This is a genomic window from Halosimplex amylolyticum (assembly GCF_051414035.1).
GTDB classification, from domain to species: domain Archaea; phylum Halobacteriota; class Halobacteria; order Halobacteriales; family Haloarculaceae; genus Halosimplex; species Halosimplex amylolyticum.
On the sequence record NZ_JBLKNW010000007.1, the window covers coordinates 188,920 to 212,389 of the forward strand.

The 23,470-nt window shown below is 69.2% G+C and carries 18 protein-coding genes; 12 read left to right on the forward strand and 6 right to left on the reverse strand.

From position 1 onward, the window contains the following. Window positions 1-249: 249 nt before the first annotated feature. The gene (locus tag ACMGFE_RS22080) at window positions 250-1,116 is read left to right on the forward strand and encodes a COX15/CtaA family protein (protein ID WP_436927449.1); all 867 of its coding nucleotides are present in this window, start codon (window positions 250-252) and stop codon (window positions 1,114-1,116) included. A 73-nt stretch (window positions 1,117-1,189) separates the two neighbouring features. After that, window positions 1,190-1,495, forward strand: a complete 306-nt coding sequence (locus tag ACMGFE_RS22085; RefSeq protein WP_436927450.1) for a hypothetical protein — start codon at window positions 1,190-1,192, stop codon at window positions 1,493-1,495. A 15-nt stretch (window positions 1,496-1,510) separates the two neighbouring features. Here the strand turns inward: ACMGFE_RS22085 and ACMGFE_RS22090 are convergent, their stop codons facing one another. Next, complete coding sequence (locus ACMGFE_RS22090) at window positions 1,511-3,004, reverse strand: replication factor C large subunit (RefSeq protein ID WP_436927451.1); 1,494 nt, start codon at window positions 3,002-3,004, stop codon at window positions 1,511-1,513. Window positions 3,005-3,172: 168 nt separating this feature from the next. Between ACMGFE_RS22090 and ACMGFE_RS22095 the strand changes: the two genes are divergently transcribed. Further along, on the forward strand, window positions 3,173-4,261 hold the full coding sequence (locus tag ACMGFE_RS22095; RefSeq protein ID WP_436927452.1) for a YihY/virulence factor BrkB family protein: 1,089 nt from the start codon (window positions 3,173-3,175) through the stop codon (window positions 4,259-4,261). Window positions 4,262-4,270: 9 nt separating this feature from the next. Here ACMGFE_RS22095 and ACMGFE_RS22100 read toward each other — a convergent pair whose 3' ends face one another. Continuing rightward, window positions 4,271-5,200: a mechanosensitive ion channel family protein gene (locus ACMGFE_RS22100; RefSeq protein ID WP_436927453.1), complete on the reverse strand. Its 930-nt coding sequence runs from the start codon at window positions 5,198-5,200 to the stop codon at window positions 4,271-4,273. A gap of 201 nt (window positions 5,201-5,401) precedes the next feature. On the opposite strand from ACMGFE_RS22100, the gene ACMGFE_RS22105 reads away from it, so the two are divergent. The 3 genes from ACMGFE_RS22105 (at window position 5,402) to ACMGFE_RS22115 (ending at window position 7,389) form a co-directional block, all read left to right on the forward strand. After that, window positions 5,402-5,965, forward strand: a complete 564-nt coding sequence (locus ACMGFE_RS22105; protein WP_436927454.1) for a DUF7978 family protein — start codon at window positions 5,402-5,404, stop codon at window positions 5,963-5,965. A gap of 137 nt (window positions 5,966-6,102) precedes the next feature. Next, complete coding sequence (locus tag ACMGFE_RS22110) at window positions 6,103-6,810, forward strand: helix-turn-helix domain-containing protein (protein ID WP_436927455.1); 708 nt, start codon at window positions 6,103-6,105, stop codon at window positions 6,808-6,810. A 60-nt stretch (window positions 6,811-6,870) separates the two neighbouring features. Beyond that, a complete protein-coding gene (locus tag ACMGFE_RS22115; protein ID WP_436927456.1) occupies window positions 6,871-7,389 on the forward strand; it encodes a GNAT family N-acetyltransferase in 519 nt (172 codons plus the stop codon). Window positions 7,390-7,434: 45 nt separating this feature from the next. On the opposite strand, the gene ACMGFE_RS22120 is transcribed toward ACMGFE_RS22115, so the two are convergent. Both ACMGFE_RS22120 and ACMGFE_RS22125 read right to left on the reverse strand, forming a co-directional pair. Then, complete coding sequence (locus ACMGFE_RS22120; protein WP_436927457.1) at window positions 7,435-8,211, reverse strand: COG4315 family predicted lipoprotein; 777 nt, start codon at window positions 8,209-8,211, stop codon at window positions 7,435-7,437. 119 nt (window positions 8,212-8,330) lie between these two features. After that, entirely contained in the window at window positions 8,331-9,509 is a 1,179-nt protein-coding gene (locus ACMGFE_RS22125; protein WP_436927458.1) for an acyl-CoA dehydrogenase family protein, read from the reverse strand. 135 nt (window positions 9,510-9,644) lie between these two features. Between ACMGFE_RS22125 and ACMGFE_RS22130 the strand changes: the two genes are divergently transcribed. After that, a complete protein-coding gene (locus tag ACMGFE_RS22130) occupies window positions 9,645-10,442 on the forward strand; it encodes an RIO1 family regulatory kinase/ATPase domain-containing protein (RefSeq protein WP_436927459.1) in 798 nt (265 codons plus the stop codon). 18 nt (window positions 10,443-10,460) lie between these two features. Here ACMGFE_RS22130 and ACMGFE_RS22135 read toward each other — a convergent pair whose 3' ends face one another. Beyond that, a complete protein-coding gene (locus ACMGFE_RS22135; RefSeq protein WP_436927460.1) occupies window positions 10,461-11,369 on the reverse strand; it encodes a DMT family transporter in 909 nt (302 codons plus the stop codon). Window positions 11,370-11,553: 184 nt separating this feature from the next. Further along, entirely contained in the window at window positions 11,554-11,925 is a 372-nt protein-coding gene (locus ACMGFE_RS22140; protein WP_436927461.1) for a cupin domain-containing protein, read from the reverse strand. Window positions 11,926-12,288: 363 nt separating this feature from the next. Here ACMGFE_RS22140 and ACMGFE_RS22145 point away from each other — a divergent pair, with 363 nt between their 5' ends. The 5 genes from ACMGFE_RS22145 to ACMGFE_RS22165 all read left to right on the forward strand — a co-directional run bounded on the left by ACMGFE_RS22145 (window position 12,289) and on the right by ACMGFE_RS22165 (window position 23,210). After that, the gene (locus ACMGFE_RS22145; protein WP_436927462.1) at window positions 12,289-15,195 is read left to right on the forward strand and encodes an integrin alpha; all 2,907 of its coding nucleotides are present in this window, start codon (window positions 12,289-12,291) and stop codon (window positions 15,193-15,195) included. Between the two features lie 397 nt (window positions 15,196-15,592). Next, window positions 15,593-18,100: an integrin alpha gene (locus ACMGFE_RS22150; protein WP_436927463.1), complete on the forward strand. Its 2,508-nt coding sequence runs from the start codon at window positions 15,593-15,595 to the stop codon at window positions 18,098-18,100. 72 nt (window positions 18,101-18,172) lie between these two features. Then, on the forward strand, window positions 18,173-20,500 hold the full coding sequence (locus tag ACMGFE_RS22155) for a DEAD/DEAH box helicase (protein ID WP_436927464.1): 2,328 nt from the start codon (window positions 18,173-18,175) through the stop codon (window positions 20,498-20,500). Window positions 20,501-20,924: 424 nt separating this feature from the next. Beyond that, window positions 20,925-21,272 (forward strand): DUF7344 domain-containing protein, encoded by a 348-nt coding sequence (locus ACMGFE_RS22160; protein ID WP_436927465.1) that lies wholly within the window; start codon window positions 20,925-20,927, stop codon window positions 21,270-21,272. 279 nt (window positions 21,273-21,551) lie between these two features. After that, window positions 21,552-23,210, forward strand: a complete 1,659-nt coding sequence (locus ACMGFE_RS22165) for a helix-turn-helix transcriptional regulator (RefSeq protein ID WP_436927466.1) — start codon at window positions 21,552-21,554, stop codon at window positions 23,208-23,210. Window positions 23,211-23,470: the final 260 nt, after the last annotated feature.

The following is a 23,470-nucleotide window of genomic DNA, read 5'->3' on the forward strand; positions in this document are numbered from 1 at the left end:
GGGGCCGGCAAAAACCTTCGCGTTGCGCCAAATGACGACCAGTTGTTCGTCGTTCGACGAACTACTGGCGCGGCTGATTTCACCGGCGAGAGCGGCCCATCGGGATCAGCACCGTGAGCGAACGTTCCGTGAGAGGGAACGCGAAGGGGTGGCGTTCAGTGGCTGCGTGCGGGGGGACGTCCGCCGTTGGGAAGCGGGGACGGGGAGACCGGGACCGGGACCGGGACGGAAATGGGGGGAGTAAAGTCCGTGGCGAACGAAGCCGCGCTCATGACCCGTCGCTTTCGGACCCTCGCGGGCGTCACGACGGCGCTCACCTTCGTCCTCATCCTGCTGGGCCTCCACACCGGGTCGACCGGTGGCGGTCTCTCCTGCGGGACCCGCTGGCCGCTGTGCAACGGCTGGATGGGGCTGTTCCCGGCCAACTGGGCGAGCTTCTTCGAGTGGTTCCACCGCCTGGTGGCGATGGTCGTCGGCTTCCTCCTGCTGGGGTGGCTCTACGGCGCCTGGCGCTGGCAGGACGACCGCCGCGTCCGCTACAGCGTGACCGCCGCCATCGCCATCCTCCCCGTCCAGATCGTCCTCGGCGGCGTGACCACGACCGCCGGCGGCCTGTTCCCCCGCGGGTTCAACCCCGCTATCATGACCGCCCACTTCACCACCGCGACGCTCATCTTCGCCCTGCTCGTCTACGCGGCGGCCCGGATCTACGGCGTGCCTGCCGTCGAACGCGTCCGACAGGTCGTCTGGGCCAGCGTCGCCTTGGTCGCCGGGCACGTCCTCTTCGAGTTCGTCCCCGTCTTCGCCTACCAGCCCGCGAACCAGGTCGGCTACTACGCGAGTTCGTTCGCGCTGCTGGCCGCGTTCGTCGCGCTGCTGGTCTGGAGCGAGTCCGCCGTCGACCCCGCGAACCTCCTCCGGTTCCGCTCGGTGGCCGCCGCCGGCACCGCCGTCCTCTACGTCGACATGATCCTGAGCCGGCACCTGTGGGGCGTCGCGGGCGTCGTCGGCGAGGTGACCACGCTCCTCGTGGTCGCGCTCGTCGTCGGCCTCGCGTTCGTCGCCGATCGCATCGTCGTCGCAACCGGCGGCGTCGAGACCCAGCGCGCGGACTGACGAGCAGTCGCTGTCCGCTCCGCGGTACCGTCGACCACAAGATAGTTACTGACAGCCGACTAACAGCATAGCGATGGTCCCCGCCGTCGTCAACCTCGCCCTCGTCGTCGCGTACGCCCTCCTCCTGGGGCTCCTCGCCGTCCGATACCGCCGCGGAACGGTCGGCCGCGAGAAGTTCGCCTTCCTGGTCGGCGTGTGCCTCACCTGGCTCTCCTACGGGCTGTTGCAGATCACCCAGGAGGGCCCCGTCCCGACCGGTACGACGCTGAACTACGCCCTCGACGGACTCGCTGTGGTCTGTCTCCTCGCCGGACTTTCCCTCATGTATCGCTGGTGGCGGAAGCGAGACGGGACAGAAGCGTCCGCCACCGGGCAGTGATTCGAGAAACGGGACCTACATGAAGTCCGTCAGGCCCGACTGCCCGTCGTCGTCTTCGGGGTCCGCCGCGTCGTCCGCGTCGTCTGTGCCGTCGCCCTCGTCCGCCGCGCTGGCCCCACCGAGCGACGCCTGGGCGGCTCCGGCGTCGGACTCGTCCTCGCCGCCGCTCCCGTCGTCCAGGGACTCCCCCTCGCCGGCGTGCGCGTTCTCGAAGGCGCCGCCGGCGTTCTCGACGGCTCGCTCCTCGCGCAGCCGTTCGGCGTCTTCGACGATCGACTGCACCTTGTTAGTGTCCTCGCCGCTCCCGGTGATGAAGGAGACGTGCTTGGCGTCGAGTTCGTACTTCGCGGCCATCGCGACGGTCAACTCCCTGTTCTTGCAGTGGTGGGTCATCACCGAGAGGTGCGGGAGGATCTCCCGCCGGGCGGTCGACATGCTGACGCCGCCGGCCTCGGCGATCTCCTGGGCGATGTAGTCGCGGGTGTTGCGCGTGCCCCGCGAGCGACCGAGCTTCGACCAGTAACTCGGCGGGCCGTAGCGGGTCCACCCGCCCTTGGGCTCGCGGCGGGCGGCGGCGACGCCGGCGGTCATGTTGTCGCCCGCGTAGCGCCAGAAGGTGTAGTTCTGCGTCGCTCGCACCCGGCCCAGCCACCGGTCGGCGTTCGACAGGAAGTCGTAGGCGACCGCCAGTTCCTCGCCCTCGTAGTCCTTGGGCATGTTGTCCTCGATCCAGTTGATGAGGTCGTCCGGCGTCTCGTCGACGTCGTACGAGGCCTTCAGCGCCTCCTCGGCGCCGGCCTCCTTGATGACCGTGTCGAGGTAGTCGAAGACGCCCTTCGTCCGGTCGCGCTCGCCCGTCACCACGTCGTCGGCCTCGATCCGGTCGCGGCCCTCGCCGAGGGCCTGCAGGTCCTTGATGGCCCCTCTGAGATCGCCGCTGTTCATGTCGGCGATCTGGTCCAGTGCGGCGTCGTCGTACTCGATGCCCTCCTTCCGGCACAGGTCCCGGAGGACGGGGACGATCGACCGTTTGGACACGTCGCGGAACTCGATCTCCCGGCAGGCGTTCCGCAGGCCGTTGGACATGTCGTAGAACTCGTTGGCGATGAGGATCATCGGCTGGCTGGCTTCCTTGACCAGCGAGGTGATCGCCGCCGTGCCGCCGCGGTCGACGTTGCCGTGGAGGTTGTCCGCCTCGTCGAGGATCACGACGCGGCGTCCGGCCTCGCCGGCCGTGAGCGTCCCCGACTTCGCGGCCTCGCCCGCGACGCGTTCGATGACGTCCTTCGTCCGCGAGTCCGAGGCGTTGAGTTCGATGGTCGGCCAGCCCATGTCGCTGGCGAGCGCGTGCGCCGCGGAGGTCTTGCCGATCCCCGGCGACCCGTGGAGCACGACCGCCTCCCGGTGGTCCTCCCAGGTGTCGGCCCACTCCTGCAGGGCGTCGCGGGCCTTGTCGTTCCCGCGGATCTCCGAGAGCGACGACGGCCGGTACTTCTCCGTCCAGTCCATTGGCGGAACCCAGGCGTGTAAGGGGGTTAGTGGTTTCGGAGCGCCGCGGCCCGCGACGACGGCGCCGTAGCCGACGACCGCTGCCGCTGTCACCCGTCGGTCCGACCGGCTCGACGGGCACGCACCCGCCGGCACGCCGGTTTTCCGACCGAGGCCCCAACGGACGGCATGGTCTCGCTCGCAGGCGCTCGGCAGTTCGGGACCCGAGTTTACGGCGACGTCTCCGACAAGAACGTGACGTTCATGGCCGCCGGCCTGGCGTACAACGCGTTCGTCTCGCTGGCGCCGCTGTTGCTCATCCTCTTCGTCGTGCTCAACGTCGTCGGCGGCGGCCTGGAGGCGCGCGTCGTCGACGCGGCCCAGCAGTACCTGCCCGGTCCGATCGCCGACGTGGTCAGTGGGCTGTTCTCCGACGACGCGGGGTCCGGCGGGGCGTCCGTCATCGGGTTCGTCGTGCTGGTCTGGGGGGCGCTCAAGATCTTCCGCGGGCTCGACACCGCATTCTCGGAGATTTACGAGACGACCGCCCAGAACTCCCTGGTCGACAAGTTCCGCGACGGCGTCGTCGTCTTCGGGGCGCTCGTCGTCGCCGTGCTGGCGACCGTCGGTGCCAGTGCGGCGGTCGCGCTGTTCGCCGACGCGATCCCGCTGCTCAGTTACGCGTCACCGCTCGTCCTCCTCGGCGGCCTCGTCCTGGCCTTCCTCCCGATGTACTACGTCTTCCCCGACGTCGACGTCGGGATCCGCGACGTGTTGCCCGGCGCCGCCTTCGCCGCCGTCGGCTGGGCCGCCTTCCAGGCGCTCTTCCAGGTCTACCTCTCCTTTAGCGACCCCGGGTCGAGCAGCTTCTTCGGCGGCGTCGTCGTCGTCGTCACCTACCTCTACTTCTCGGCGCTGGTCCTCCTCGTCGGCGCGGTGATCAACGCCGTGACCGGCGAGCACTCCTCGGGCCGCCCCGGCGGCGTCGGGCGCGGTGCGGCCCAGCGGCGGACGAATCGGGAGGCGTCGCTCGACCGGGACGAACTCGGCGCGTACCTCCGGGGCCTGGACGAGCGACTGACCGCCCGCTACGAGCCGCCGGCGTCTGAACCCGACGGGAACCGACCGCCGAGACCGGAGGGCCCGGTCCAGCTCGTCGAGTCCGTCGAGGACGAGGCCGACGGCCAGCGGTGGAGGGTCGAACTGAGCTGGCCCGTCAGCGGCGAGCGAGTGACGCGCGAGAGCACCGAGTCGGCCCCGGCGCCGGCGGACGACTGAGACCCTGACTCAGCCGGACTCCTCGGAGCTCCCGGGAGGTGTCCCCTCGTCGACGGCGATCCGCCCCAGGAGTTCCTGCTGCGGCGCGGGGCTGATCGTGATGTCGGCGTCCTCGAAGCGCGATTTGACCTCCGTCGCGAACGTCGATCGGACGTCCGCGACCTCCGGTTGTCGGACGTCACCGAGCCAGAAGAGCACGCGGACGATCACGGCGTCGTTGTCGAGTTCGTCGACGAACGCGACCGGTTCGGGGTCGGCGGACACCGCGTCGATGTCGCGAGCGACCGCTGTCAGGATCGATCTCGCCTCGTCGACGTCGGCGTCGTAATCGACGGCGACCCGTTCGACGACGCGGTATCGACCGCGACCGAACGGCCGGGTGATCGGCTGGCTCGTGAGGACGGTGTTGGGAACGGTCACGAGCGCGCCGTCGAGGTTCTCGACGCGCGTGACCCGGAGCGTGATCGCCTCGACGGTCCCGCGGCCGTCGTCCCACTCGATGTAGTCGCCGACGCTGAACTCCGGGTCGAACACGAGGACGAGACCGCTGACGAGCGATCCGACGACTGACTGGGCGGCGACGCCGACTGAGAGCGTTACCGCGGCGACGACGAGTGCGGAACTCGTGAGGACGTTCGCGTAGCCGGCGACGCCGGCACCGACGACGAGCGCCAGCAAGACGACGAGCACGCGGACGTATCGGGAGATCGCGTCGTGGATGGTCGGGTTGTTGCGGTTGCGACGCCGGACCACGCGGCTGATCGCCGGTTCGACGAGGTACCAGCCCGCGAGGAAGACGACAGTCGCCCCGAGGAGGAACCAGGCCCCCCGGACGACGGTCGGTGCGAAGTCCACGAGTTCGTCCGGCCCGACGCCCGGGGTCGGCGACGGGGTCCCCGTCGCGGTCTGTGCCGGGAGGAGCGCGACGCGCACGGCCATGCCGGGACGCCCGACCGCACCGGACTAAGGTATTGGGCGAGTACCGAACGCTCCCCGTCACGAACCACGCGGTACCCGCCTCGATCGTCCGCTCGTTTCTGAGTCGGTCCCCGCTCGTGTCGGGTCGGTCCCCGCTCGGCGTCTGCCCGGTCCCGCCGCGAGGACAGAAAGCACTTCCCGCCGCGGTCGGACGACCGGGACATGGCAGACACGACTACGGACACGAAACGGGTCGTCGCCGGGGGGCTAGCGGGGGGAATCGCCGCGTGGCTGGTCGGATATCTCGCGGTGTATCTCACGCACGCGAGCGAGATCGAGAACTCGGTCGGGTCGACCGTGCTGAACCTCCTGACGGACGAGAACGTCACCTGGAAGATCGTCGGCTGGCTCTTCTACAACGCCCACAACGTCACCGTCCGGATCCCCGGGGTGTTCGGCCAGACCGCCCAGAACTTCGTCGCCGGGGCCGAGGAGACGGCGCTGACCGCCTTCCTCGTCGTTCCGCCACTCCTGCTCGTCGTCGCCGGCATCGCGACGGTCTGGAACACCGCAGACGACCCGACGACCGCTGCGCGCAACGGCGCGGCCGTCCTGCTGGGGTACCTGCCGCTGTCGGTCGCCGGTGCCGTCCTGTTCGCCGTCTCCGTCGGCGACGCGACAGCCGGCCCGAACCTCGTCACCGCGGTCCTGCTGGCGGGCGCGGTCTACCCGCTCCTGTTCGGCGCCATCGGCGGGCTCGTCGGCGGGCACCTCTCGGCCGAGTGAGGCCGGCCGGCGGCCGATGTCCCTCGACCGAATGGGGGACGCGGGGGCGGAGGTCTCTCGACCGGTCGGGGACACCGAGGGCGTCGCTGTGGGGCGGTCCGACACGCTTTTGTCGCCACTCGTCCACCAACGGGCAAATGGGCCAGGGACAGCGGCGCGAGTTGGCCGAGAAGATCGCGGGCGAGATCGCCCTGAGCGACGACCCCGGCGGCACCCTCCGGAAGTGGCGCACCGACTTCGAGGTCGCCCAGACAGAACTCGCCGACGAACTGAGCGTCTCCCCGTCGGTCGTCTCCGACTACGAGAGCGGCCGCCGCGAGAGCCCGGGCATCGGCGTCGTCAAGCGCACCGTCGAGGCGCTGCTTTCGATCGACGCGCGCCGCGGCGGGAGTCACATCCGCCAGCACGTCCGCGTGCTCTCGGCCGGGTTCGACGCCGACATCGTCCACGACCTCCGCGAGTACCCGACCGCCGTCCACGTCGACGACTTCTACGAGGCCATCGGCGCGACCGAGATCGTCGGCGGCACCCAGGACAGCGTCGCCGGCCACACCGTCATCGACAGCATCCAGGCGATCTCCCGGCTCTCCTCCGAGGAGTTCTACCGCCTCTACGGGCAGTCGACCAACCGGGCGCTCGTGTTCACGAACGTCACCAGCGGCGAGGGCGCCATGGTCGCGCTCAGAGTCCTGAATCCGACGCCCAACGCCGTCGTCCTCCAGGGCCTCGACGACGAGAGCGTCTGGGAGCACGCCGCCGAACTCGCGCGCATCGACGGCTACTCGCTGGCCGCCTGTCCGACTGACCTGGACGAGATGCTCGCTCGCGTGCGCGACCTCCCGTAGCGTGCCACCGAGTCTCACCCCGGAAGAACGCTGAAGCGTCCCCCGCGAGTTCTCCGGGATATGAGCGGTCCGATATTCATGGAAGCCGAGAGGGTGACCTTCCACCCGGTCGAAGAGGACGACCTGGCGTTCCTGCAGAGCATCATCAACCACCCGGACGTCCGCGAGGGGCTCGCGGCGACGCGCCCGATCAACATGGAGGACGAGCGCGAGTGGTTCGAATCGCTCGGCGAGGACGGCGTCCAGTTCCTCCTGCGGGTCGACGGCGAGCGCGTCGGGACGATCAGCTTCCGCGACGTCAGCGGAGAGTGGGGCACCGCGGAACTCGCCTACTTCTTCCACCCGGACCACTGGGGCAACGGCTACGCGACCGAGGCCGTCCGCCGGATGGTCGAGTACGGCTTCGACGAACGCCGCTTCGAGAAGATATGGGCGCGCGTCTTCGCGTTCAACGACGCGTCGATGCGCGTCCTGGAGAAGGCCGGGTTCGAACACGAGGGGACGCTACGCGGCCAGGCGTTCGCCCGCGGCCGCCGGGTCGACATGGAACGCTACGGGGTCCTCGCCGCGGAGCGCTGACGGGGCTGCAGGCGAGTCGCGAACGGAACGCCGCCGGACTGCGGCTCAACGACGCTCGAGCGCGGGGTAATCGTACCCGTCGTCGTCCGTCGCCGTGCCGCCGTCGGTGGTCTCTTCGTCCGTGTCCGTCTCCGCGCCGTCAGTGGTCGCTTCGTCCGTCTCCCCACCTGTCTCGTCGTCCGCGTCCGTCGCTGTCCCCCCGACTGTCGCCGTCGCGTCCGGACGGACGGGCGTCCCGTCGGGGCGGAGCACCCACCACACGTCGTTCGCCCCCTGCCCGTTCGCGTCGCCGGGTTCCTCGTCGCTGGCGAAGTAGTACAGCGGCCAGCCGTTCGCCGCGACCTGCAGGGATCCGTCGTCGCGCTCGAACGTCGTCAGTTCCGCCGTCACCTCCGACCCGGCGGTCACCGCGGACTCGTCTTCGACCGTGAGCGGCGGCCAGGCCTCCGCACAGCCGTCGTAACAGGTACTCTCCCCCGCACCCTGCGTGTCCGAGTCGAAGTTGTAGAGGGTCATCCCGTCGGGGCCGACCAGGATCGCTCCGAGGTCGTGCGACGTCACCTGTACGAGCGCCTCCGCTCCCCCCGTTTGCGTCTCGTCGCCCTCCGTTTGCGTGCCGTCGGCCGTCGGTCCCGTGGTCGTCTCGGCCGACGGCTCCGCGGCCGCGTCGTCGGTTCCGTCTCCGCCGTCGGATCCCGCGTCGCCGTCCGGCGCGCCCGCCCCGTCTCCGGGTGTCTCAGTTTCGTCGCCGTCGCCGGTACAGCCGGCGACGGCGACGCTCGATGCGGTTGCGGCCAGCACCTCCCGCCTCGTGAGTCGCATGTCTCGACCAACACAGATCACTACTGTGATGGTTTTCCGAACTCGGTCCGAAATCTCTCCGTGGTCGAACCGAGTTCGGTCCGAATTCGTCGGTGAGAGCAGCGAACGACTCTCGGCAACTACAGTCCGAGTTCCCGGCCCAGGACGAGCCGCTGGATCTCGCTGGTCCCTTCGCCGATCTCCATGAGTTTGGCGTCCCGGAAGAACCGCTGGGGCGCGAAGTCCGTCGTGTAGCCGTAGCCGCCCAGCACCTGGACGGCGTCCTCCGCCACTTCCCGGGAGACTTCCGAGGCGTCGAGCTTCGCCATCGAGGACAGGCGCGTCACGTCCCCGGCGGCTTCGCCGCCTCCACGAGGCGTCTTCGACGCCTCGCGCTCGTCGTACATGACGGCGGCCTTGTGCGTCAGCAGGCGCGCCCGTTCGATCTTGCGGTCCATCGCGACGAGCATGTCCCGGACGGCGTCGAACTCGCCGATGGGCTGGCCGAACTGCTCGCGCTCTTTGGCGTACGAGAGCGCTGCCTCGAACGCGCCCTGCGCCAGCCCGACCGAGAGCGCCGCGATGGAGATCCGACCTCCGTCGAGCGTCTTCTTCGTCTGGTCCCAGCCGTCGCCGGGCTCGCCGAGGATGCGCTCGTCCGGGATCCGCACGTCCGAGAGCGTGATCTCGCAGGTCGGCGAGGCGTTCAGGCCCATCTTGTCCCACACCGCCGAGATCTCGAAGCCGTCGTCCTCCGGGTCGACGATGAACGTCGAGATGCCGTCGTAGCCCGCGCCGGGTTCGGTGACCGCCTTGACGAGTACCGACCCCGCCACGTTCGCGTTGGTGATGAACTGCTTCGTCCCGCTCAGCACCCACTCGTCGCCGTCCCGCCGGGCAGTGGTGTCCATGTCGGAGGCGTCAGACCCCGATCCGGGCTCGGTGAGCGCCCACGATCCGAGGTACTCGCCGGTCGCCAGCGGTTCGAGCCACCGCTCTTTCTGCTCGTCCGTACCGAACAGCTCGATCGGTTTGCTCGCCAGCGAGACGTGCGCCGCGTAGGAGAGGCCGATGGATCCGGACACCCGTCCCAGTTCCTCCGTGACGAGCGCGTACATCAACTGGTCGCCACCGAGGCCGCCGTACGCTTCGGATATCGGGACGCCCATCACGTCCAGGTCCGCCAGGTCGTCGAACACCTCCTCGGGGAAGCGGTGTTCGTCCTCGATGTCCTGGGCGATGGGCTCGATCTCCTCGTCGCAGACGTCGCGCACCGTCTCCCGGATCATCCGGTGCTCGTCGGGGAGGGTGAAGTCCATACGCAAATATTGCCGGCGCTCGGAATAAAGGCTGTGTCGGCGGGGCGGGGATGCCCGCAGATCAGGTCGGCGCTGCGGACGAACGGCGAGCGGTGACAGAACCACTAAACCCGTGGGGTGCGACTCGGTTGACGGATGGCGTTCAGGCGATTCCTCCGGGGGACGGTCCCCTGGCCGACGCTCGAAGGGGCGATCCGGGAGGTGATGGACCGCTACGACCTGGAGACGGCCAGAGTCGTCTTCCTCGAGGCGGACAACTGGCTGTCGACGCCCTGCGTCGTCAACGACCAGTTGTTCGTGAAGGTCGTCACCGAGCAGAACTCGCTGGTCCACGCGCTGTTGACCGCCGGTCGCAACCTCGGCGCGTTCTCCTCGGGGACGGAAGGCTTCTTCGAGCGCTTCGACGCGCCCATCGAGATGGCCGAACACGAACTGGAGGCCAACGAACGGATGCGCGAGATCGGCGTCAACGCGCCCGAACCCAAGGAGGCCTTCGAGTTCGAGGACGTGGCCGTGATGGTCCTCGAGTACCTCCCCGACTTCCGGTCGCTCGACGACTTGCCACCCGACGAGGTGCGCGGGCACGCAGTCGGTCTCTTCGAGGCGCTGGACCGGATGCACGACAACAACCTCGCCCACGGCGACCTCCAGCGCGAGAACGTCCTCGTCTCCGGCGGCGACCTGTACTTCATCGACGCGACCAAAGTCAGCGGCGACGCCATCGAGGACGCCCGCGCCTACGACACCGCCTGTGCGCTCGGCGCCCTCGAACCGCTCGTCGGCGCGCGCGACGCCGTCGCCGCAGCCCTCGAAGTCCACGACACCGACGCCCTGCTGGAGGCCCGGGAGTTCCTCGACTTCGTCAACATCCGTCCCGAACACGACTTCGACGGCGCCGCCGTCAAGGGCGAGATCGAGAAACACGCCGCCTGAACGGCCGGTACGCGGCAGTCAGGACACTCGCGCTCGCGCGGTGAGGTAGATACCGCCGAGAACGACCGCCCCTCCGCCGACCGTCCAGGCGCCCGGAACCTCTGCGAGCAGGACCAGTGCGAGTAGCGTGCTCCCGACGGGTTCGCCCAGCAGCGAGACGCTGACGAGCGATGACTCGACGTGTTCGAGCGCCCAGTTGATGACCGTGTGCCCGAAGACGCCGGGGCCGATCGCCATCGCGAGGAACAGCCCCCACTCGACCGGGGGATAGTCGACGAGGCTGTCGCCCTGGGCGAGCACGATGGCGCCCAGAACGACGGCGCACGCCGAGTAGACGACCGTGACGTACGGGACGAGCGCGACCCGGTCGCGAAGCGACCGCCCGGCGAGGACGTAGCCGGCCATCATCACCGCGCCGAGGAGCGCGAGGGCGTTCCCCGCGAGCGGTCGGGGGCCGACCAGCGCGCCGCCGAGGAGTTCGCCGACCGACATGACGACCGCCCCCGCGAGCGCGACCAGGATACCGGCGGCCTTCGGGAGCGTGAGTCGCTCGTCGAGGTACAGCGCGGCGCCGACGGCGACGAACAGCGTCTGCGACTGGACCAGCGTCACCGAGGCCGCGACGCTCGTCCACCTGACCGACTGGAACCAGGCGGCGAAGTGGACGGCGAGCGCGACGCCCGTGACTCCGGCCGCGAGGGCGTCGCGGCGCCCGAGCGACCGCAGGTCCTCGCCGTGGCGCGAGAACGCCAGGGGTGCGAGCAGTCCGACGGTGAAGAGGACCCGGTAGAACGCGGCGACCGACGGCGGCGCCCCGCTCCAGCGGATGAGGATGGCGCTCGTCGACATCGCGAGGATCGCGACGACCAGTGCCGCCATCGGCGACACGGCTCCCTCGAGGCGACGCGACAGCGTCTCGCCGGCCATTGCACACTCTTTGCGCGAGGCGTCCCTTTCGTCTTCCGGTGTCCGGGACGGCCGCTCTGTCGGTGCCGACTGTCCGCCGCGTTCGAGACGAGCGTCAGCGAGCGGCCCCCGACCAGTCGAGATGGTCCGTGCTCCGCGCCGCCGGTCGGGACGACCACCGGCTACACGTCCGCCGTGAACTCGGTCACTCGTCGCAGGGGTGTCCGTCGCTGAGCGGGGGCGCACCGATCCCGATCACACGCACGGGTTCGTCCGCGTCGTCCGCGTTGTGCGCGCGGTGAGGGCTCTCGGGTTCGGCGACGAAGAACCGGCCCGCCGGCACGGTGTACAGCTCCTCGGGCGTCTCGACGCTGAGTTCACCGGAGCGGACGTAGAAGACCTCCTCCTGTTCGTCGTGGTAGTGCAGGCCCGAGAGGGGGATCTCCTCGCCCGGTGCGACGGTGTAGGTGCGCAACCCCAGCCGATCCATGTCGGCGGCCTCGCTGACGTAGCGCATCTCGGACGGTCGGTCCGGCTCCGGCTCCAGGTCCATCGGGTCGATGACGTGGTAGGCCACAAACGTCAACCACATGTATAGAACGTAAATGTTGTCTTGAATCGCCCTGTTGTAACGCGTTCGTACTGGGGGAGGCGCGAGCGTACCTCGACCAGTCCGCACGGTGGCTACGCCGGCGAACGAACGGAGAGACGAGCCACAGATCTCGGGACGGCGGAGACAAATATCACGTTTCGCACCGTAAGCGAGACCAACGCGGCGCCCATCGCGAACCCACTGATCCGCCCGTTCACGGACAGCGCGCCGACGGACGATCGAAGCGACGTAACCACAACCGATCGGGACACCCGCTGAACGATTGTCCGGGATTACTCGCACTGGTAGCTCAATAACAATGTCGCCAGCTTTCGTGGATGTCATGGCATGACACAGCAATCCAGTGGAGAATCGACACGTGGACGGCTCGCCGTGGCCGGTATCGTGTTGTTGTTCATAGTGAGTACGTCCGTCGCTGGTGCCGTCCAGCTCGGCACAGTGCCGGACGCGCCGGCCGACGCCGTACCGATGCAGGAGTCGTCCCAGAGCGGGTACGAGGGGACGATAAACCTGACAGATGCGGACGTAAAGTACGCCGGTGAAGCCGTCAACGACACGGCGGGATGGACAGTTTCGGAGGCCGGTGACGTAAACGGTGACGGGATCGACGACCTCGTCATCGGCGCGCCGCGCAACAGTTCCGGCGGTCCGAACGCCGGCGCCGCCTACATCGTCTACGGGCCGGCCGATCCCGGCGACGTGAACCTCTCTGACGCCGACGTGACGCTCCGCGGCGTGAAGAACAACGAACTGGCCGGGTGGTCCGTCTCGACGGCTGGCGACGTCAACGGTGACGGCCTCGACGACGTCGTCGTCGGCGCTCCGTACAACGACAGCGCCGCGCCCAACGGCGGCGCCGCGTACGTGATCTACGGCGACGAGTCGCTCCCGGCGACGATGAACCTCTCCGAGGCCGACGCGGTGCTGGCCGGCACGGAGGCCAACGGACTCGCCGGCTACTCCGTCTCGAACGTCAACACGACGGGTACGTACGGTAACGTGATCGTCGGCGCGCCGTACGCGGACGCCGGCGGTGAGAACGCCGGTGCCGCCTACGTCGTCAACGGGCTCTCCGTCGTCGAGTCCCCCGGGAGCTCCCTGAACCTCTCCGAGGCGAGTACGACCTTCCTCGGCGAGCGCAACGGTAGCAACGCCGGCTGGTCGGTCTCGACCGCCGGCGACGTCGACGGCGACACGGAGGAGGACGTCGTGATAGGAGCACCGCGGTACAACGTCACCGCCGCGGAGTCCGAGACGGGCGAGGCCCTCAACTTCACCGGCGCCGCGTACGTCGCGAACGCCGAAGAGGGAGGCGAGGTATCGCTGGCCGACGCCACGACGACGCTGATCGGTGAAGCGGAGGGCGACCGAGCAGGCTGGGCGGTCTCGGACGCGGGTGACGTGAACGACGACGGGTTCGCCGACGTGGTCGTCGGCGCGCCCTACAACGACTCGTACAATCACACCAACGCCGGCGCCGCGTACGCTGTCTACGGAGGCACGGACGTCGGAGGCGAGCTGTCGCTGTCCGACGCGGACGTTCGCATGGCCGGTGAAGGCGCGCTCGACCGCGCCGGCTGGTCCGTCTCCGCGGCCGGTTCGGGCGACGTGACGTGCGACGACATCGCCGACGTGCTCGTGGGCGCGCCCGGCAACGACACTTCCGCAGAGAACGCCGGCGCGGCATACCTCGTCTCGGGTAACGCGTCGCTCGGCGGCGACCTGAACCTCTCCGACGCCGACGCGACGTTCCTCGGTGAGTCCGAGGGCGACCAGGCGGGCTACGCCGTCTCCGAGGCCGGCGACATGGACGACGACGGCTTCGAAGACGTGGTGATCGGGGCCCCGTACAACGACTCGCTGAACCGCACCGACGCGGGCGCCGCGTACCTGGTCTTCAGCGATTGCAGAGAGGCCGTCGCGACCGACACGCCGACGGCAACTGCGACGCCAACCGACACCCCGACGGCAACGGCAACGCCGACTGCGACGCCGACTGCGACGCCGACCGCGACGCCGACTGCGACGCCAACCGACACCCCGACGGCAACGGCAACGCCGACTGCGACGCCGACCGCGACGCCGACTGCGACGCCAACCGACACCCCGACGCCGACTGCGACGCCGACCGATACGCCGACTGCGACGCCGACCGATACGCCGACTGCGACGCCAACCGACACGCCGACCGCGACGCCGACTGCAACGCCGACCGCGACGCCGACTGCGACGCCGACCGCGACGCCGACTGCGACGCCGACTGCAACGCCGACTGCGACGCCGACCGACACGCCGACCGCGACGCCGACTGCAACGCCGACCGCGACGCCGACCGCGACGCCGACTGACACGCCGACTGACACGCCGACCGACACGCCGACTGACACGCCGACTGCGACGCCAACCGACACGCCGACTGCGACGCCAACCGACACGCCGACTGCGACGCCAACCGACACGCCGACTGACACGCCGACTGCGACGCCAACCGACACGCCGACTGACACGCCGACTGCGACGCCAACCGATACACCAACCGACACGCCGACTGCGACGCCAACCGACACGCCAACAGACACGCCGACTGACACGCCAACCGATACACCAACCGATACGCCGACTGACACGCCGACTGACACGCCAACCGATACGCCGACTGACACGCCGACCGACACGCCGACTGACACGCCAACCGACACGCCGACTGACACGCCGACCGACACGCCGACTGACACGCCCGAGGACGGTCAGAAGGGGATCAGTTTCATCGCGTTCTGCTTCCCGTCTGACCAGACGGAAGACTCGACGATAACCATCGACGAAGTGAGGACGGACAGCGAGGGCGAGATCATCGAGGTCGACTACTCGGTGGACGGACCGGCACCGACTTCGGTCGTCCACAAAGCCGGCCAGCCGATCTACGAACAATCCGGAAGCAGTTCCGGAACGGTCGTCAGCGGTCAGGGTACCGACGTGACCGCCGACCGCTCTCCGAACGAGCCCTGTGCCGATGGCGAGACCGCGGTGAAGTTCGAATCGAACGAACTGACCGACGGAGCGACCAAGACCTACGAAGGGACCGGTACCGACGACGGCGGCGCCGGCAACGAGGCTGCCAGCGACCAGACTGCACTGGAGACGCTCTCGCAGTCGCCGCTGTTCCCGGCTCCGTTCGTCGGCCTGATGGGACTCTCGCTCGCCGTGCTGGCGATGACCCGCGTTCGCGACGAGTAGCGACCCGATCCGACTCTATTTTTTCGGCGCGAAGTCGCCACCGCCGGACGAGGACTGACCGACGGAGCAGCCCCCGTGGAGGACTATCGCCGACTCGTTCACGTTCTCGTACTGCGACGGTGGCGGACTTCAATCGCGCCTCGATCGCTGTCCGCTGTCCCACCCGTAATCGCGTGACTGCGTCGTCAAATACCGCCTTTCCGGGACCGTTCGCCGCGGGAGAGCGGCCCGCCGAACGACGGTGTGGATTCCGGTAGCGAGCAGCGTCTGGGCGAGTCGGAACAGTCGGGAGCGTTCACCCGGAGGTCGGGTAACGTCGCGTTGTCTCGTGGTCTCTCCGAGGTTACTCGCGATGGTCGCTGAATAACAACGACAGGGCTGTTCGTGCGTCCGATGCATGTCAGACGAATCACCAACGAGATCCTGGCCGACTCGCGGCCGACTGGTCGTGGTCGGTATCGTCGCGCTGGTCCTGTTGAGTACAGTCGTCGCCGGCGCGGTCGACCTCGGAGCGGCCGGGGGACCGTCGGCGACAGCCGAGAACGAGGCATCTGCGGCGCAGGCACAGCCCGACGGTTTCGCGGACTCGACGAACCTCTCTGACGCCGAATCGGCGTTCTACGGTGAAGGCGTCAACGACACTGCTGGCCTGTCAGTCGCGAACGCGGGCGACGTGAACGGCGACGGCGTGACCGACCTGATCGTCGGCGCGCCGCGCAACAGTTCCGCCGCTCCGAACGCGGGCGCAGCCTACGTCGTCTACGGGCCGGCCGACCCCGGTGACGTGAACCTCTCCGACGCCGACGTAGTGCTGCGAGCCCCCGAGAACAACGAACTGGCGGGGTGGTCCGTCTCGACGGCCGGCGACGTCAACGGTGACGGCCTCGACGACGTCGTCGTCGGCGCTCCGTACAACGACAGCGCCGCGCCCAACGGCGGCGCCGCGTACGTGATCTACGGCAACGAGTCGCTCCCGTCGGCGATGAACCTCTCCGAGGCCGACGCGGTGCTGGCCGGCACGGCCGACGACGGTCTCGCGGGCTACTCCGTCGCGGCCGTGAACGGGACGAACGGGACCGACGCCGTCGCCGTCGGCGCGCCGTACGCCAACACGAGCGGGACGAACGCCGGCGCCGCCTACGTCGTCGACGGGGACACCATCGCCGACTCGCCCGACGTGCGAGTGAACCTCTCCGACGCGGACGCGACCTTCCTCGGCGAGCGCGACGGCAGTAACGCCGGCTGGTCGGTCGCTGACGCGGGCGACGTGAACGACGACGGCGTCGGCGACGTCGCCGTCGGCGCACCCGGGTACAACGCCACCGACGGGACCGAGGGGCTGACCCGGACCGGCGCAGTCTACGTCGTGAACGGCTCCGCGGACGACACCGTCTCGCTCGAAGACGCGACTGCGACCTACGTCGGCGTCTCGGAGGGCGACCGCGCGGGCTGGTCGGTCGCCGGCGCGGGCGACGTGAACAACGACACCGTCGACGACCTGATCGTCGGCGCACCGTACAACGACTCGAACAACCGCACGAACGCGGGCGCGGCCTACGTCGTCTACGGCGACGACGACCTCGGTGACGAGGGCGCCGACGACGGGACGTCCCTCGCCGAGGCCGACGTTCGCATGGCCGGTGAGGGAGCGCTCGACCGCGCCGGCTGGTCCGTCGCCTCCTACGGCGCCGACGGCACGGGCTGCGACGCCGCGAGCGACGTGCTCGTGGGCGCGCCCGCCAACGACACTTCCGCCGAGAACGCCGGCGCGGCATACCTCGTGAACGGCGACGACGCCCTCGACGACGAGGTGAACCTCTCCGACGCCGACGCCACCTTCCTCGGCGCAGCCGACGGGGACAAGGCCGGCTTCGCGGTCGCCGACGCGGGGGACTTCTTCGACGACGGGGACGCCGACCTCGTCGTGGGCGCGCCCCAAAACGACTCGCTGAACCGCACCGACGCGGGCGCCGCGTACGCGCTCCGCGTCGACTGCCCCGAGACCGTGGCCCCGGAAACCGAGGCGCCGACCGAGACGGACTCGCCGACCGCGACCGGTACCGTGACGGCCACCGAGACGCCGACGGACACCGCGACGGACACCGCCACCGGGACTGACACCGAGACCGACACGGCCACCGACACCGCGACCGTGACCGACACCGAGACCGAGACGGTCACGGAGACCGACACCGAGACCGAGACGGCGGCCGCCCCAGAGACGGAGACCGACACGGTCACGGAGACCGACACGGCCACCGACACCGCGACGGCCACCGAGACGCCGACGCAGACGACCCAGGCGCCCGGCGCCGAACCGGAAGAGGGCGCGATCGACTTCGTGGCCCTCTGTTTCGACTCCGACCAGACGGATCGGAGGGTGATCATCGTCAACAACGTCGAGGACAACGCCGAGGGCGACCCGGTCACCGTCAACTACCGGGAAGGCGGCCCCGGCATGGGGCCTGAGTCAGTCGTCCACGGGACCGATACCGGGCTCTACGAGCAGTCCGGGAGCCCGGGCGTCATCGAGGCCGGCGAGGGGACCGACGTGAGCGGCGACCGCTCCGCGAGCAGTCCCTGCGCGCCGGGCCAGACCCAGCTGCGATTCGCGCAGAGCGAACTCGACCGCGGGTCGATCAAGGCTTACCCCGACGACGCTGACACGGGCGAGGGTGAGGAGACCGAAACGCCGACCGAGACGCCCGAGGACGACGGCGATGACGAGGACACCGAGACGCCGACCGAAACACCGGACGACGACGGCGACGCCGGCAACGCGCCCGCCGCCGACCAGACGGCGCTGGAGACGCTCTCCACGTCGCCGCTGTTCCCGGCGCCGTTCGTCGGCCTGATGGGGCTCTCGCTCGCCGTGCTGGCGACGACCCGGACTCGCGAGGACTGACGGTCGCTCGCGGGTCCGACGAACTCGTGAGGCGCAACCGCTTTTGCTCCGCTCGCTAACGACCCTGTAGACGTGGACGAGACGATCCGCTGGCTGCAGGGCAGGCCCTACTTCGAGGGACAGATCACCGAGCGGCACGTGACGCCCGGCCGCGAGGCGACGTTCGCCGACGTGGACCTGGACTCGCGGCTCGCCAGCGCCCTCGAATCCGACGGCGTCGAGCGTCTCTACGACCACCAGGCGAGCGCCGTCTCGGCCGTCCGCGAGGGGGACAACGTCGTCCTCGCGACGCCGACGGCCAGCGGGAAGTCCGTCGCCTACACCGTCCCCGCCTTCGAACGCGCGCTCGACGAGCGCGCGACCACCCTCTACGTCGCGCCGCAGGTCGCGCTCATCAACGACCAGGAGGAGACCCTCTCCGACCTCGCCCACGGGCTTGGTTTCGCCTCGGGCGTCTCCGTCGCGCAGTACACCGGCCGACAGGACCGCAACGAGAAAGAGGCCATCCGCGAGCGTCAACCGACGGTCCTGCTGACGACGCCAGACATGCTCCACTACGGCATCATGCCCCACGCCCACCGGCTGTGGGACTGGTTCTTCGAGCGTCTGGAGACCGTCGTCGTCGACGAGGTCCACGAGTACCGCGGCGTCTTCGGGAGTCACGTGTCGATGGTCTTCCGGCGGCTCCAGCGCATCTGCGAACGCTTCGACGCCGACCCCGACTGGGTCTGCTGCTCGGCGACCATCGGCAACCCCGTCGACCACGCCGCGACGGTCACGGGGCAGTCGCCCGAGTCGTTCGAACTCGTCGACGAGGACACCAGCGCGACGGGACCGACCCACTGGCTGTTCTGGAACCCGCCCGAGTACGACGCGGGCGAGGGGTTCGGGAGCGGTCGGCGCCGCTCCAGTCACGTCGAGACCAAGCGCCTGTTCGTCGACCTGGTGGCTCGCGGCTACCAGACCGTCGCGTTCACCCGCTCCCGGCAGGTCGCCGAGCGCTACGCGACCGACAGCGCCAGCGATCTGCGCGACCGCGGCGAACACGAGGCGGCCCGGAACGTGGACGCCTACCAGGCCGCGCTCACCGACGAGCGCCGCGGCGAGATCGAGGATGGCCTCGACTCGGGCGAGGTGCGCGGCGTCTGGAGCACGAACGCACTCGAACTCGGCGTCGACATCGGCGGCCTCGACGTCGTCTTGCTCGACGGCTATCCCGGCACGCGGATGGCCGCCTTCCAGCAGGGCGGCCGGGCCGGCCGGGGCACCGACCCCTCGCTCGTCGCGATGGTCGCCGGCGAGGACCAGCTCGACCAGTACCTGATGGCCCACCCGCGCGACTTCTTCGAGAACGACCCGGAGGAGGCCATCTCGAACCCCGAGAACGAACACCTCCTGCCGGACCACGTGCGCGCAGCTGCACGCGAGAACTGGCTCCGTCCCGACGACGACCGGTACTTCGGCGAGCCCTTCCCCGACGTGGTCGCCGACCTGACCGAGGCCGGCGACCTCGACCGGCGGACCACCGACGCGGGCCTGCGGTGGCTCTACGACGGCGGGGGCAGCCCGCAACACGAGATGAGCCTGCGGACCATCGGCGACCGCGAGGTGCAGCTCCGGGACCGCCGGAACGGGAACGCCATCGCGACGCTCTCGTTCGCGGACGCCCTGCGCGACGCCCACCCCGGCGCGATATACCACCACCAGGGCCAGGACTTCGAGGTGGTCGATCTGGACCTGCGGAACGATATCGCGGACCTCGCGCCCGTGCGACCGAACTACTACACGCAGGTGCTTCACGACAAGACGATAACCGTCGAAGCGGACCGCCGCGAACGCGCGCTGCCGACGCGAGAAGACGTTACAGTCAGATTCGCCGACGTGAGCATGCGCAAACAGATCACCGACTTCGAGCGCTACGACCGCCAGAGCGGCGAGCCGATCGGCCGCGAGGCGCTCGACCTGCCCGAGACGACGCTGGACACCGAGGCGCTCTACTTCACCGTTCCCGGCGAGGTCGAGACCGACGTCCGGACGGCGGGGGACGGACCCGACGCGTTCCCCGGCGCCATCCACGCGGCCGAGCACGGCATGATCTCGCTGTTTCCGCTGTCCTTTCTCTGCGACCGCCGGGACGTCGGCGGGCTCTCGACGCCGCGACACCCCCACACCGACTGCGCGACGATCTTCGTCTACGACGGCTACCCGGGTGGCGTCGGGTTGACGGAGCGCGCCTACGAGACGGTCGTCGACCTCATGGAACGGACGCTGGGGATGCTCCGGGACTGCCCCTGTGAGTCCGGCTGTCCGGCCTGCGTGCAGTCGCCCCACTGCGGGAACGCCAACGACCCCCTGGAGAAGGGACTGGCCGCCGACCTGCTCGCCGCGCTCGTCGAGTAACCCGTCCTTACTGCGCCGAGTTCGTTCGGACGCCCGATCGTCCCGAGTCCGTCCTCACGGCCGTTCACTGGTGATTTGGCGGCCGGAACGGTCAGAATACCGACTGTTTCGTCGGTTGCGCGCTCCCGGCCCGACTGTTTCGACTGTTTCACGATCCCGGCCGCCAAACGGCGGCAGACGCGCTCACGTCCCGGGGATAGGGGCCACCCATGCGGGACCGAACCGTGAGGAACTGTGACAACGGTCGGGACGAGTTCGCGGTTCTTTGGGGCTCTCCGGCCTATACTGGACTACGGGGCGCGGTGGACGAGACCGGCGACCGGGTCGTCTCTGAGCCCCTGCCAGGCCAACCATGTCAGACACGCACTCGCGAACCCGACCGGCACACAACCGTCCGACGCCAGATTCGAGCGAGATCGAGACGATGCACGACGTCTTCTCGGACTGGGAACGTCGCGCGATACTCTATTACCTGCAGGAACACGACGGCCGCGCGACCGTCGAGGAGGTAGCGGCCCACCTCGTCGGCTGGTGGCGTGGCCACGACCGACCGGCCGACGCGGACGACGCCGCGGTGGCTCGCGTCAGGGATCGACTCGGGTGTGCGCATCTGTTAAAACTCGACGATTTCGGCGTCCTCACGTACGACCCGCGCGGGGACACGGTCCGGCTCGCCGAGGACATGAAGATCTCGATCAGCGAGCCCTGGTCGGACAGACCGGACGAGACGCGCGCGCCGACACGACTCGTCGGTGACGAAGCTCGCCCATAGTCCCCTCCCCCCGTGGTAGCCCGCTCTCCGCCAGGAACTCGCGCTCGCCGCGGTCGTCGTCCGACCGGTATGGAGGTATTTCGGCCCGGAAAGGTGGTCATACCCTTCTGGTGGCGCCGTAAGGTTCCTAACGTCAGCCACCCAAGCCATACTACTCTGTCACCCGCGCGTGAAACTGCCCGGTCGGGGAGGCGGGGCCGGGCCACGTCCGGTTGACGGGCAGGCATCCACGACCCCATGGAACGGAACGTTCACGTTTGGCTTCTCGCGGTCCTCGTAGTGGCGAGTGGCGCAGCACCGATCGTCTCTGCGGCGACCGGGGAGGCCGGCCACTCGACGTCGGCGGTCGACGCGCAGATCACCGACGTCACCTACCGGGGCGACGGCGCAGTCACTGAGTTCGACGACGGCTTCGCGATCTGGCGGACCGCGGAACACGGCTTCGCGGTGACGGCCGCTAGCGACGAGGGGCTCGACGACGGTTCGGCCTGTCTGCGCGTCGTCTCGGTCGAAGGCAACCTCGGGTGCAGCGGGTTCTCCGTCCCGGCTGGCGGGAACCAGACCGTCACCGTCGAGGTCGGGAACTGGCCGCAGAACCTGACCGGGCAGCAGGAGCTCCGCGTCGCGGTGGCCGAGGCCAACGCGTCGACCGACCTCGACAGCGAGACGATCCCGGTCACCGTCCTCGAACGCGACGGCGACCTCGACGGCGACGGCCTCGTCAACGAACGTGAAGCCTCGCTCGGCACGTCGCTCCGGTCGAACGACACAGACGGCGACGGGCTCTCCGACGAGGTAGAGGTGGAGACCTACGAAACCTCGCCGAAGAACAACGACACCGACGGCGACGGCCTCTCGGACCACGCGGAGATCGAACGCTACCAGACCGACCCGACGAAGGTCGACACCGACGACGACGGCCTGCCCGACCCGCGCGAACTCGAACTCGAGACGAACCCGAACAAGGCCGACACCGACGGCGACGGCGTCGCCGACGGGCTCGAAGTCAACACGTACAACACCGACCCGACGGAACCCGACAGCGACGGTGACGGACTCGACGACGGCGCGGAGATCGAGGAGTTCGAGACGAACCCGCTGGACGCCGACACCGACGCCGACGGCCTCGACGACAACCTTGAAGTCAACACCTACGGCACCGACCCCAACCAGATCGACACCGACGGCGACGGCCTCGAAGACGGCGCGGAAGTCGAGGAGTACGACACCGACCCGACCAACCCCGACACCGACGGCGACGGCCTCCAAGACGGCGCGGAAGTCAACACCTACGGCACGAATCCGACCAACCCCGACACCGACGGCGACGGCCTCGAAGACGGGCCGGAAGTCAACGAGTTCGAGACGGACCCGACCAACCCCGACACCGACGGCGACGGAGTCCCCGACCCGGAAGAGGTCGAGCGGTCCGGTAACGAGGTGTTCTCCGTCGCCCTCGCGGGATTGATCGGCGTCGCGGTCGCCGCGATCGCGGTCGTCGTCTTCCTCGTGTGGTCCGGTCGCGCCCCCGTCGGCCGCGTCCGGCGCGCGCTCTCTACCGGCGAGCGCGAGCGGTCGGACACCGGAGGAGGCGAGGACGAACCCACCGGGTCGGAAGCCGAAGCGACGCCCGCCGCGGTCGTCTCGGACGGGAGTACGCAGGCCGCCGAGGGGGAAGCGGCCGCCGACGCCGACGAGGTGCCCACCGAGTTCCTCTCGGACGAGGAGGTCGTGTTCACCCTGCTCGACGACCACGACGGGCGGATGCGCCAGGCGGCCCTCGTCCAGGAGACCGAGTGGTCGAAGTCGAAAGTCAGCCGCGTCCTCTCCGCGATGGAGTCCGACGACGCCATCGTCAAGGTCGACGTGGGTCGGGGCAACGTCGTGATGCGCCCGGAAGACCTCCCGCCCGGCGCCGAATCGGCCCTCGAAGAGTAGAAACCATCTTTTTCGCCGGGGGGTCGCTCACTCCGTTCGCGACCCCCGGGCCAAAAACATGGGTGAAAAAGGCCGGAACCTCGCTTCGCTCGGTTCCGGTGAATCGCGCTCACTACGTTCGCGCGAATGCTAAGTACAGCCATCTTTTTCATCGTCGGGTGTCCTCGCTCGCTCCGCTCGCTGCGGGCACCACTCCTCGAAAAACATGGGTGAAAAAGGCTGAATCCTCGCTTCGCTCGGATTCAGTGAATCGCGCTCGC